General features: G+C 24.8%; 9 protein-coding genes. 2 read left to right on the top strand and 7 right to left on the bottom strand.

Annotated elements, in window-relative coordinates; all coding sequences use genetic code 4:
* Positions 1 to 201 precede the first annotated feature (201 nt).
* The 5 genes from SAPIS_RS02435 to hisS all read right to left on the bottom strand — a co-directional run bounded on the left by SAPIS_RS02435 (position 202) and on the right by hisS (position 7300).
* Positions 202 to 2055: an AIPR family protein gene (locus tag SAPIS_RS02435; protein WP_023789279.1), complete on the bottom strand. Its 1854-nt coding sequence runs from the start codon at positions 2053 to 2055 to the stop codon at positions 202 to 204.
* Positions 2039 to 2785: a hypothetical protein gene (locus tag SAPIS_RS02430; protein WP_023789277.1), complete on the bottom strand. Its 747-nt coding sequence runs from the start codon at positions 2783 to 2785 to the stop codon at positions 2039 to 2041. The genes SAPIS_RS02435 and SAPIS_RS02430 overlap by 17 nt, the downstream gene beginning before the upstream one ends.
* Positions 2766 to 4250, bottom strand: a complete 1485-nt coding sequence (locus tag SAPIS_RS02425; RefSeq protein ID WP_023789275.1) for an HsdM family class I SAM-dependent methyltransferase — start codon at positions 4248 to 4250, stop codon at positions 2766 to 2768. The genes SAPIS_RS02430 and SAPIS_RS02425 overlap by 20 nt, the downstream gene beginning before the upstream one ends.
* Positions 4251 to 4337: 87 nt before the next feature.
* On the bottom strand, positions 4338 to 6059 hold the full coding sequence (gene aspS, locus SAPIS_RS02420; RefSeq protein ID WP_023789273.1) for an aspartate--tRNA ligase: 1722 nt from the start codon (positions 6057 to 6059) through the stop codon (positions 4338 to 4340).
* A 5-nt stretch (positions 6060 to 6064) separates the two neighbouring features.
* Positions 6065 to 7300, bottom strand: a complete 1236-nt coding sequence (gene hisS, locus SAPIS_RS02415; protein ID WP_023789271.1) for a histidine--tRNA ligase — start codon at positions 7298 to 7300, stop codon at positions 6065 to 6067.
* A 1463-nt stretch (positions 7301 to 8763) separates the two neighbouring features.
* On the opposite strand from hisS, the gene SAPIS_RS02405 reads away from it, so the two are divergent.
* Together SAPIS_RS02405 and SAPIS_RS02400 are read left to right on the top strand one after the other, a co-directional pair.
* Positions 8764 to 9423, top strand: coding sequence for an ABC transporter transmembrane domain-containing protein (locus SAPIS_RS02405; protein WP_023789267.1), 660 nt, complete (start codon positions 8764 to 8766; stop codon positions 9421 to 9423).
* The gene (locus SAPIS_RS02400) at positions 9377 to 10348 is read left to right on the top strand and encodes an ATP-binding cassette domain-containing protein (RefSeq protein ID WP_084203611.1); all 972 of its coding nucleotides are present in this window, start codon (positions 9377 to 9379) and stop codon (positions 10346 to 10348) included. Before SAPIS_RS02405 ends, SAPIS_RS02400 begins: the two co-directional genes overlap by 47 nt.
* Positions 10349 to 10474: 126 nt before the next feature.
* Here the strand turns inward: SAPIS_RS02400 and SAPIS_RS02395 are convergent, their stop codons facing one another.
* Both SAPIS_RS02395 and SAPIS_RS02390 read right to left on the bottom strand, forming a co-directional pair.
* Positions 10475 to 11722: an FtsX-like permease family protein gene (locus SAPIS_RS02395; protein WP_235049099.1), complete on the bottom strand. Its 1248-nt coding sequence runs from the start codon at positions 11720 to 11722 to the stop codon at positions 10475 to 10477.
* A 66-nt stretch (positions 11723 to 11788) separates the two neighbouring features.
* Entirely contained in the window at positions 11789 to 12499 is a 711-nt protein-coding gene (locus SAPIS_RS02390; protein WP_023789261.1) for an ABC transporter ATP-binding protein, read from the bottom strand.
* Between the last annotated feature and the right edge of the window lie 726 nt (positions 12500 to 13225).

The following is a 13225-nucleotide window of genomic DNA, read 5'->3' as shown; positions in this document are numbered from 1 at the left end:
ATTAACAGTTTAATAAAAGTTTTGGTATTTTTGTAATATATAGTTAAAAACTATGTGATTTTGATGTATCTCCTGTAAGTATCTTAGCATTAAAACTAAACCACAATAAGGAAAGTTTAAAAAAGTTTAAAAAAGTTTAAAAAAGTTTAAACACAAAAAAAAAAAAAAAAACTTGTAATTATTCAACAAGTTTTTACAGTATTATTTGAAGATACTACTTAAGTATCTTACTTTTCTTTCTAATTCACTTATTATTTTAATTTTAAATACTTCTTTTATAAATTCTTGATAAAACTCTTCTTTATATGAAAACGCTGAATGTGAGAAAAGTTCTCCTTTTTTATTTTTTTTCTCCAGATACATTTTATATATGATTTCGTAACAATTATACATAAAAGATGCTAATTCATCCTTATTGAACTCAAACTCATCGTTTATTGTCTTGTTTACAAATGTACCTTTTACGTTTTTGAAAGTTTCTAAACTTTTGTAATTAACAATTGTTCCTAATGAGTCTTTAATGTTTCAAATCAATCAAATTAAAGAAATTACTCAAGAATTTATGTTACCTATAAGTGGCTGAACACCTTCAATATCTCCAAAAATAATATAATTATTCAATTCTGTTAATAACTTAGATACCTTTGAGTAGAATGAATATGATAAGAATATGTCTTCATGTGAAACGCTTTTATTTAAAAATATTTTTTCGTAATTTTTTTCATTAAATATCTTAGATTTATTTTGTAAAGAGAATGTTGGATTCATTAATATAAGTGAGTAAACGTATTGCGCGACTTGATCATTAAGTACACTAGGTATTTTACTTACATCATTAATTCCCAATCTTTTAGCTATATATTTTTTATCAGCTAAGGCTTGGTCTCCCCGTTTAACATTTAAGATTACATTATTTTCTTTGAAGAATTCTTTTAAAGCTATCATTTCTTTGGCATTCGATTTTAAATCTCTAGGTGTAATTGGTTTTTGATTATTTGATGCTTTTGTTATTTTTTCTACCAAGTCATCTTGATTTTCATCTTTAACCTCAATAATTTTTGCTACAACATAAACCTTATCTATGTTGTCTTTCATTGATGAGTCTCTATTAATTTTTTCAAGATTAGTTATAGTCTGAGCTCCATTGACAATTGAGAAGTTTTTCAAAGAAACTAAGTTATTTAGGATATCTATTTCGCCAATTTTTTCACTAACTATTGTTACACCATTATTGAAAATAAAAAATTTCCCTGGATTGTTTTTTACAGTTTCTCTAATACTGTCATCCACACTTTTAGATGCTGTCCCTTTTGTTATAGCAAACCTAACATTTTTATCAAAAATACTCTCGTTAAATTTATGATAACAACTTATAAGCGATTTTGCAGATAAAGAAAGAATGATGGTTTTTTCAACGTTTGCTTCTTGATAAATTATTGCATTATTCTTTCCAGTTTCCATATTTGACGGGTTTTTGAATTCAAAATTAAACTTATTTCCTTCTTGTTGACTTTCATCCAAAATTTCACCCATAAATTTTGAGTTTAATCTTTTTTTATCTATTATTTTCAATTCACAATAATTAAAAATATTAGGATCATTAAAAAAATAATCTTCCATAGCAATAATTTTTTGATCCTGTAGATAATCATTATAGATAATAATCAATTCGTAGTCAGTGACATTATTTTCGAAAAGTTTATTTATTAAATTAATATAGCCTTTTGTGAAAAGTACATCTTTGTTTAAAGTGTTAGATTTTAAGTTATCAATAAATATTTTATTTTTCTTGATGATATCTTTGACGTCTTCCTCACTATTAGCTACATAAAATAGCTGTGCTAATTTATCATCTTCTTCTTCATCATAAATAATTATTGATGGATAATTTTCATTGTTACAAAAATTTAGTAAATTTATGTATGAATATTTTGATTCATCTATATTATTTTCTCTTGAAAAAATATAGTGTGTTAATATTTTTATTCTTGTTTCTGGGTTTTCATTTGAAAATCATAGATCAAGATATTCTTCAAGTTTATTGGTATATTGCATTTTTTATTTCCTCACTCATTTTTTTTATAAATTTATCATATTCGTTAATAAATAGATTATTTTTTTCATATCTGATATTATCAACTAATTTTATATCAAATCCATCTTTATTGATGTGATTGTCATATTTTATTTTCAACTCTTGTTTAGTCTTCAACTTTGTTAAATCAATATCATCTTCTAATATATTGAAAGAGACAGCATTAGGTATTGAATCATCCTCTGAGTAATTATCGTTGTATATCTTTTTGTATACATCAAAATATTTTTCTTTAATTTTATATAGACTTTGTATTTCACCAGTTGATTTATAAACGGGTGTAGTATTGCTTATACAATATATTCAGTAGGTTTTTATACCTGCTTTTCTTATATTAGTTGCGTCACCTATCATATTAGAAATATTATTGTTGTTATTTTTTTGAACACTTGATAACAACATTTTGAACTCAATTGTTGCAATTGTTTCTTTTGTTTTTTTATTCATGATTAAAACATCTGTTTTTTTATCATAATAATATCCATTGGCTTTTAATTCCGAGCCATCCGTTTCTTTTGTGAACAACTCAAAACTAGAATCATTCAATTCTGAACTTAAATGCCGTAATAAAGCATAATGTAAATTATCGACTTTTTTATTACTTCGTTTATTTTCTTTATGACTCGGTCGATAAATAAATGCATATGTATTTTTTATTTCTTTTAGAAGATTATTTTCGTATTTTCTCATATAAATTCAAATCCCTATCACATTTTTTTATTGCTAATTTAATCTTATTATATTCGTAGTCTAAAAAGCTATAATCTAAGTATTTTTGAACATCCTTAGATGAAACGTAGTAATAATGTCCATTTTTATCTTTACCTAATAGTTTTACGTATTCTATGAACTTCTGACTTTTCAGCTTTTTTTGAATTTCCTCAAGACTTATACAATCTGAATAGATATAGAAACCTGAATAAATAGCTGTTCCATAAGGAGCGTGAATAATTTTAATTGATTCAATAGTTCTTATAATATTATTCATTGTGATTTTTTCTTTGTAAACATCTTTAATTGCTTGTGATCTTGCAAATCCATATCAATTACTCATATTTTCTAAAGATCTATCACATAAAGAAAATTTCTTCAATTGCAATTCATCATAAATATTTTTATTTTTTCTCTCTATTTCATCTAAAGGTATCAGTTTTCCACTTTTATCATAAGGATAGAATAGCTTTGTATACTTTAAATTTGAAGCCTTGATTGCATCAATTATAAACTCACCTTCAAAATTATCATTATAGAAAAAACTATCGAAATTTGTTGCTAGACCATTTCTTACAAAAACTTTGCTATTATTTGATTTAACGGTAAGTATTTCTTTTAAAAAGTTTATATCATTAGACTTATGAAAATAAAACTTGTTTTCTATCTGGTAAGTCTCATTTTTAATTGTAAAATCTTTAATATATTTGTTTTTGATAGAGTCATTTTTATATACTTCAACATCTTTATTTTTCTTTTGTTTTTTCAACATTGTAATTATCGGATAAGTAGTAATATTTTTAAATGGATTATCGTGACCTAGGTTCAAAACTTTTTGTATCAAATTATTCTCTAATAAGTATTTTCTTAAAGAAGACCCAGAGCTGCTTGTAAGATAAGAATTTGGAGTGATGTAAATTAGTTTTCCAGTTTCATTTAGCATATTTATTCCTATTTCAAAAAAAATCAAATACAAATCTGTCATACCCTTTTTTGAGAATTCAAATTCTTTATATTTAGCATCTAAATCATGAATTCTAATATATGGTGGATTACCAACTACAAAATCCATCTTTTTATCATATTTTTTAATATAAAGGGAGTCGCCATTAATAATATCTCATTTGACTTTTCCAGGTATTTTATGTTCTAAACAAATTTCATCCAAAGTTGATATTGTTACTTTATGACTTTCCTTGTTTAATTCTATACCGTGTATGTACTTCTCTAAATCTCTTTTAATTTCATTTAAGCTAATATTAGCGGCCAGAGATACCTTAATGTATCGTTTAACAATAACAGATAAAAAAGCTCCTAAACCACAAGAATTATCAATTATATGCTTTTTTAAAATATTCTTATTTTTATAAGATAACATATCCAACATATTTTTAACTACTAACTCAGGTGTATATACTTCTCCTGTTTTTTTATACATTTTCATGAAAAGATCCCCCAAACAACTTTATTATACAAGTTTAAAAGGTAAATACATTTATTTACCTTTTAAAATATTTTAACTTAAAATTAATTATTTAACTGATTTAATTGATAACTCTTTAAGTTGTGTTTCAGTTACTATGTCAGGTGCATTTGTCATCGGGTCAATACCAGAAGAGTTTTTTGGAAATGCAATAACTTCACGAATATTTGGTGCACCAGTTAATATCATTGTTATTCTGTCTAAACCTAGAGCACACCCAGCATGATAAGGAGCCCCATAATTATAGGCATTTACAAATCAACCAAAATTATCTTTAATTTGGTTTTCAGTTAACCCGATAGCATCAAACATTCGTTTTTGAATAGTTTGATCAGTAATTCTTTGACTTCCACCACCAATTTCAAAACCATTAAGAACTATATCATATGCTTTTGCAAAAGCTTTTTCTTTATTTATGTCAAAATCTTTTAAACAATTTTCTGATGGCATTGTAAATGGATGATGAGCAGCAACATAACGGTTCTCTTCTTCAGAAAACTCAAATAACGGAAAATCAACAACCCATAAGAATTTCAATTCATTTGGGTCTAAGGTATTCAATAAGCTTGCGACTGTGTTTCTTACGGCACTAAGTGCTTTACTTGCACGATAATATTCATCAACTACAAATAGAATTGTGCTTTTTTCTTTAATATCAAACTCTTTGATTAATGCTTGTTTTTCTGCATCATTCAATTTTGAACCAATTGAACCAGATCATTCGTTTTGATCAAATTTAGCAAAGGCTAAGATATTCACGCTATTTTGCTTAGCTACTTCGCTTAATGTTTCTAAATCTTTTTTAGTTAAAAGTGCGTCAACACAAATCGCTCTAATTTTTTTATCTTGAAGATTAGAAAATAAAGGTATTTCTGTATTATCGAATATATTATTTAAAGTGTGAATTTCGTATCCAAAACGAATATCAGGCTTATCATTTCCATATTTTTCCATAGCTTCTTGGTAAGTTAGGCGTAAAAAATTACCTTTTATGTCAACACCTTTTAAATCTAATACTAATTTTTTCAATAAACTTTCAATTGTTTGCATAACATCTTCTTGTTCTGCAAAAGCCATTTCCATATCCAATTGAGTGAACTCTAATTGACGATCAATTCTTAAATCTTCATCTCTAAAACATTTAACTATTTGAAAGTAACGGTCTAACCCTGCAATCATGAATAATTGTTTATATAATTGTGGAGATTGTGGTAGAGCATAAAATTTACCAGGATTTAATCTTGAAGGAACCAAAAAGTCTCTAGCACCTTCTGGTGTAGACTTACCAAATATTGGTGTTTCAATCTCGATAAAATCGTTATTTACAAAATAATTACGAATAATATTATTAACTTTACTTCTTGTTACTAAAATATTTTGCATTTCAGGGCGACGCAAGTCTAAATAACGATAAGTTAATCTTGTGTCTTCTTGTGAGTCAATGTTGTTTTTAATCTCAAAAGGAGTTAATTCTGATTTATTAATTAACTCAATTTTATTTAATTTAACTTCAATTTCACCAGTGATTAAGTCTGCGTTTTTTGATTTTCTTTCAATAACAACTCCCGAAACTCTAACAACATATTCAGGTTTCAAAAACTCTAAACTCATATTTTCATCTACCACTAATTGTGTAATACCATAACGATCCCTTAAATCCACAAAATTCAATGCTCCCATTTTACGAACTTTGGCAACTCATCCTTCAAGAACGACATTTTGGTTAATTTCCTTAATTGTTAATTGACCACAGGTGTGACTTCTTCTCATTATTTTTATTTCTCCCTTATTGTTTCTATAATTTTATCAAAAGGTACAGTTATTTCCTTTTTGGTTATCTGATTTTTAATAACCACAACATTGTTTTTTAATTCATTTTCTCCAATAATTATGATATTTTTAGCCTTAAGTTTTTCTGAAAACTTGAATGCTGACTTTAAATTTCTTTCTTGGTAATTGAACTCTGATTTTATACCTGCACTACGCATCATTAGTAATAAAATATTTGAGAATTGTTTAGCTTTTTCACACAAAGCGATAATATAGCAATCAACACTTTGTTCTTCAGCCAATGATATACCTAGTGTTTCCAGTTTATTGATGATTCTTTCGATACCCATCCCAAATCCAGCTGCCTGTAACTCAACATTTCCTAATTCTTGAACTAAATTATCGTATCTTCCACCACCAATAAGGGTGCTTCCAGTATCATCAATAACTTCAAAAACAAAACCAGTATAATAGTCTAATCCACGAACAAGCATACCATTTTCTTGATAAGTTATTCCTAAGTTATTAAGATTATTTTTAAGTTGTTGATAGTATTCTTTCTCATCATTACTCAAATATTCTTTCATGTCTTTTAAATCTTTGAATTTAGGTGCATCAATTTTGCAATCTAAAACACGTAAAGGATTTAATTCGATTCTCTTTTGACAATCTTGACATAAATCTAAACCACTTAATGTTTCTTTTAAATATGCAATATATGTTTCTCTTTTTTCTCCCGTAATTAAGTAATTTAAGTTTACTTGAAACTCTTCTATTCCAACAGTTCTTAATAATGAAACAGCTAAACATAGTATTTCTGCATCTAATTCAGGGGTTTTTTTACCAAAAACTTCAACGCCAAATTGGTTAAATTGTCTTTGTCTTCCTGATTGGGGTCTTTCGTAACGAAACATGCTACCAAAATAAAATAGTTTCAATGGTAAGTTTTCGTTTATATAAAGTTTATTTTCAATAATAGATCTAACTGTTGGTGCAGTTCCCTCTGGTTTTAATGCTAGTTCACGGTTTTTTTTATCATTAAATACGTACATTTCTTTAGAAACTATATCAGTTTGCTCACCAACACTTCGTTTAAATAGCTCTAATGACTCAAAAATTGGTGTTCTTATTTCTTGATAATTGTATAAATCAACTAAATTTCTAATAATTAACTCTAACGCAAAGAATTCTCTCACCTTTTCATTAAATAAATCTTCTGTTCCTCTTGGTTTTTGAATCATATTAATCTCCTATTTCTAACCATATAATTTTACACCATTTTTAAAAGGTTAAAAATACTAATTGAGCATAATAAAAACCTTCATAAAGAAGGTTTTAATAAATTATTTAATAGTTTTATACTTATCTCTAATTCCATCAGTACCCAAAAATACTAATTTTAACTTTTGATATCGGATATAATTGTCGTAATTAAGAATGCATTACGAAGTACTTTTGATAAGGCTACATCAATAAATACTAATGAATTTGTTAAAAATGCTACGAATATTCCGTCAAGTGAAGCTGTTATATTTATTTGCTTTTACACTCTAAAATGGTACATAACCCCATCAATTAGTTTTTTTTCGATCTTTATACCATTTTATATCCGCTTGTTTGATACAGAACTAGCGAAATTTTATTGTCAGTTCTTTTCTTTTATTAAACTTAAATATTATAATATTTTATTTTTTGAAAAAATTTCTGACAGTTTAAAAAAATAATCAAAAGTATTTACTATCAAGTTGGTTGTTAGAAATTCACTATGCATAATAATTTAAATCGTTAACAGACGAACGAAATCTCTTGTTTTGTTACAAATAAGATTCTTGTCGAATCTTATAAGTGCTATTTTGTTTGTTCTCTGAAGTATTTTTCTCATTTCAAAGCAAAAGATAAAATTCAAGTAGTTTGACTTTCAAAGAACAATCACTGAAAAAATATACGCAAAGAGTAAAGAAGATTAAGTTTTTTTAGCAAGCAATAAAAAAAATAAATTTAACTAGAGGTGTATACTAAAACTAGGTGATGATATGAAAATAAGGCTAAATAATAAAATAATTATAAATCATAAAATGATATCGATATTCTTCATGATACTTTTGTCTCTAACACTTACATTTATATATCATAATTTACAAAACTCTTTATTATTTTTATTTACATCTTTGATTAATTTCTTTAGTCTTTTGTTTTTTGTATCTACAATGTTACTTTTTATAAACTTAGTTAAAACAATGTCTTCATATTGTTATGAAATAATATATTGATTTAAATATTATTTAACTATTTCTCTTATATCTATGTTAAATATCATCTTTTATTTGTATACAAATAATAAACAAGTTGATTTATTTGTTTTTTTTAATCTTTTAACAATTTTACTTCTGATTACATATGCTTATACTTTTTTGATTTTGCAAATAAGTTTTGCAAAATCAAATTTAATAAAGATAAAAGTTATAGAGAATATTTTTTCTGTGATTACAACTTTTTATGAGTATATTAAATCTTTAATTTTCTTTATGTTTCTGATTAGTTTTGAGATTTACAAAAGTTATAAAAGAATCACGTATTTAATTGTAAGTTTTTTGAAAACACAATTTATAAAAAGATTAAGATTATTTTATGGTGATCAGTTTGCTAACAATTTTTTGAACATTTCACAAATTATTTGTAAATAATTTTAGAAAGGATTAAAATTGTGAAACTTACAAGATTAACTAATAAATATTGGTATTTGATTTTCGCTTACTTTTTAATAACATCCGTTTCAAACGGTTGTATGGTTTATGCAGGATATCAATTATCTAGTGTTTTAAATAATGTCTTTGAAAAAAATATTCAAGGTGTTACAAAAGATACGATAATAGTGGCAATATCGTTTTTATTATCAATAATATCAAACTATATATCTAACATACTAAAAATATATACTGTTAAAAAAATAAAAATTGAATTAAAAAACCTTATATGCAGAAAAATAATTTCATTTAGTGATCAAGAATATAACAGTTATAAAAAAGGAGAATTGATATCATGATTTACAAATGATGTCAATTCAATTGAAAATTTATGCATAGAAAACTTGTTCAATGTGATCAAAAGCTTGTCTGCTATAATTTTAGCAACGTATGCTATTTTTACATTTCATTGAATAATAGGTTTATCACTTTTAGGGATAACAATACTTATGATAGTACTACCGACATTAGTTCAATCAATTGTTACTAAAAAAACCGAGAAAATGTCAAAAGAGAGAGAAATTTTTTCAAGCAAGGTTGAAAACCTACTAAATGGTTATATAATTTTTTCTTATGCAAATGAAAAAAAGAAAGTTTGCAAACTTGATAAACATAGCTAATAAACGCGAAGAAAAAGCTGTCGCTTCTTATCAATATGTAAACGCTTTTCAAGGTTTAATCTTATTCTCTTTATTTATTTCTAGTCAAATGATTATGCTATTTGTTTCAATTTTCTTATCGTTAAATAATTACACAGAAGTTGGTTCAATACTTGCAGTTACAAATATATCAGGTACATTTTTTAATGGTGTAAACGGTTTATTCGGTTCTGCTTTTATTATAAAAGCAGGAACTATCATGATCAAAAAATTTAATTATAACGAGAAACAAGTACATCCAAAAAAATTTATTGCTTTTGAAAAGCTAGAAGTAAAAAATTTAAGCTATAAAGTTGCTGAAAAAGACATATTCAAAAATATTAATTTAACTTTTGAAAAAAATAAAAAATACTTGATTGTTGGTGATTCTGGAAAAGGTAAAACTACTTTACTAAATATTGTTTTCGGTTTAATAGATAACTATCAAGGTAATTTGATAATAAATGAAAAACACGATTATAAATCATTGAGTAAGGAGGATATTAAAAATTTAATTTGATATATGCCCCAAAAAACTATCATTTTTAATGATAGTTTGAGAAATAATATTTCTTTGTTTGATCCAAGTATTGAAGATGGAAAACTATTCAAAGCTTTGAAAAACGTTAATTTGAATGAATTAGCAAATTCCGCTAGTTTGGAAAGTGATTTAAATAATGACTTCAGCAATTTGTCTGGTGGTGAGTTACAAAGAATATCAATAGCAAGATCTTTAACACAAAATAAACAAATATTGATTTTTGATGAAATAACTTCAAATTTAGATAAAGGAAATAGAGAAATAATAGAAAATATTATAGGTGGTTTAAAGAAAACTATTATATTTATTTCCCACACAACTAATATTTTAAACAATCAAAATTTTGATGAAATAATAAAATTATAACTACAATTCTCCTTATATACATTTATGTTTATTTATTCATAAATTCTATATATGGAGATTTTTTTTATGACTAAATATAACATTATAAAAAAAATAAAATATCTATACTACATTGAGATATTTTATTTAATCGTATTTGTGCATTAATTTTTTGTTGTTGTAAATACAAAATGGAATCACTAATAAAGTAGTTACTAATAAAATTAAAATATTCATTATTGCTATATTTTCAAATAACTTTAACAAGTTAAAATTCGAAGCATTAAATCCATAAAAACAAAATATAAATATTGAGAAGAATAATGTTGAAACAAACAGACTTATAAGAGTTATTACAAAGTTTGTAATAATAATGACGAACATTATCTGCTTTTTACTAAAACCAATTTTGTATATCACCTTATAATTACTTTCTTGACTTGTAAAAAATGCTACTAACGTGTTTGTAAATACTATTAAACCAAATATAGAATTTATGATTAAGAGTATATAAATCCCCCTATTGTTTTGTGAGTTATTTTTTTCTACTGCACTAAACGAATATGTAGAATAAATATAATAAGCGAACATTGAAAAAGCCATTAACAAGTTAATAAGAACGAATATTTTATTAATATTTTCAATTAGTGATTCTAAAACAATTGTTTTATAAATGCTTTTTGATCTTTTGTTAAATAGTTTTAAAAAGTAACATAAGAGTTTTTTTCCTATAAGACTGAAAGCAAAAACAAAATTTATAATAACTATTATCAATAAACCTAATCCTAAACCTCCTCGCATAGTGTAACTGTTTGACAATAATGCAATGCATATCAAAGAGAAAATAGAAGAAAAAATAATACGTAGATTTCTTTTCTTCTTACTTTCTGGTATATCAAAACTCACGCTCGCTATTTTTCTTAATCTTTTTGTTGAAAAGTATGTTGAAAGCAATGTAATTAAAATAGTTGCTAGTACAAATATATAATGATATGAGTACTCATTATATATTTTGAAATTACTTTCAATTACTTGCTTATTTTTTAACTCCTTTAGAATAAAATTTGCAAATGGAATATTTAAAAAGAAGGAAAATAAAATTGCAATAGTCATGTAAATAAAAATTTCAAAAAAAATAAATACTCTCAGTTTTGTGTGACTGATACCAATAATTCTAAGCAATTTAAAACTAGAATCTCTTAAACTCATAGATAATGTGATAAGACTAAAAATAGAGAAAATGGATACAAAAAATATTATACCTACTATTCCATTAAAAAAAGTTAATGGACCTAAAGGGTTTGTTAATTCCAAAACATCTTTATAAGCATATGCATAAATACTATTAGCAAGTAGTAAACCAAAAGTGAAAATGAGAAATGTTGATAATATCAATGTTAATAAAACCCCGATTGATATTACTATATTCTTTTTAAAATAAGATAAGAATAGATTATTCATTTATTTGGAGTTAAGTAGATATCTTTCTACATTTTCAACATTTTTTATTCCATTATATTTCTTTAAGGTTTTATTATCAATTATAAATATACTATCACTTTCAATTGCAACATAAGGATCATGAGTAACTAATATCAAGGTTTTATTATACTCTAAGCAAAGATCTTTAAGTAGTTGTGTGATGTTATTTCTATCCTTTATGTCCAAAGAACCCGTTGGCTCATCAGCTAAAATTATATTGCTATTGCACATTATCGATCTTGCGATTGCTACTTTTTGTTTTTCACCACCAGATAAATAATTTATTTTATTCTCGAGTTTATTTGCTAAATTTAGTTTATTGATTACATACTCAAATTTTTTTAAATCAAGCTTTGTTTTAGTTAATTTAGAAATTAGTAATATATTATCTCTAACGTTTAAATAATCTACTAAGTTTAAATCTTGAAATATGTAGGTCATATTCTCTCTACGATATTTTGTTAATTTTGATTCCTTTAAAGTATTAATACATTTATCATTAATATAAACTTCGCCTTTTAAAGGTTTTTCTAAACCATATAAGATGTTTAGTAAAGTTGTTTTTCCAGATCCTGACAAACCAATTATAGATACAATTTCTCCAGCATAAAAAGTACAATTTATGTCTTTTAAAATTTCAAAGTTTTTTATGTGGTGACATATATTTTTTAACTTGATGGTTTTATTCATGTACTTCAACTCTCTTCTTTTTTTTAAATTTCAGATAAAAAATTTTATATGAAATTCTGTTTAAAAAATACCAAATATGAAAGATTTTAAAAATAGTATTTTTAAATGGTTACGATTTTATTTATAAAACAAATCTAATAATTTAATTAAATTTGTTTTTCAATACTAGTATAAACGAATTTCCTAAATTTACTTTTTCAATTTATGTTAACACTAAATATTAACTAACAAAAAAGCAAAAAAATAGTGAAAAGGTTGGTTAATGGATATTATTAAATACAGTAAATATACTTTGACAAGTAAAGGGTCACCCCAAACTACACAAAAATTATGCAAATAATTTTTATAGGAGGGTGTCTTTTTTATGGTTAAAACAAAACTATTTACTGCAGATGAAAAAATGAAAATAGTAAATGAATTTTTAACATTTGACATAAGTGCAAAAAAATAGCAGAAAAATATAATATTAAACAACCATGTACTATTTATCAAGGACAGAATAGGTATGTAACTAGTGGGATCCCTGGTTTATTTGATCAAAAAAGAGGTAGAAAATCCAATATTGATAAACAAAAAAACATCGAAAACATCAAACAAGAGTTAAGTTTTTTAAGAAAAGAGATGCAAAATAAAAATAAGGAAAATAGAGAGTTAATTAATAAGGTCGAAATTATGGAAAAGTTCACAACATCTCTGGTAAAGGATTTTAAAAACAAAAAATAAACA

The sequence above is a fragment of the Spiroplasma apis B31 genome, from assembly GCF_000500935.1.
Classification (GTDB): domain Bacteria; phylum Bacillota_I; class Bacilli_A; order Mycoplasmatales; family Mycoplasmataceae; genus Spiroplasma_A; species Spiroplasma_A apis.
This window is presented reverse-complemented; position numbering and strand designations above follow the sequence as displayed.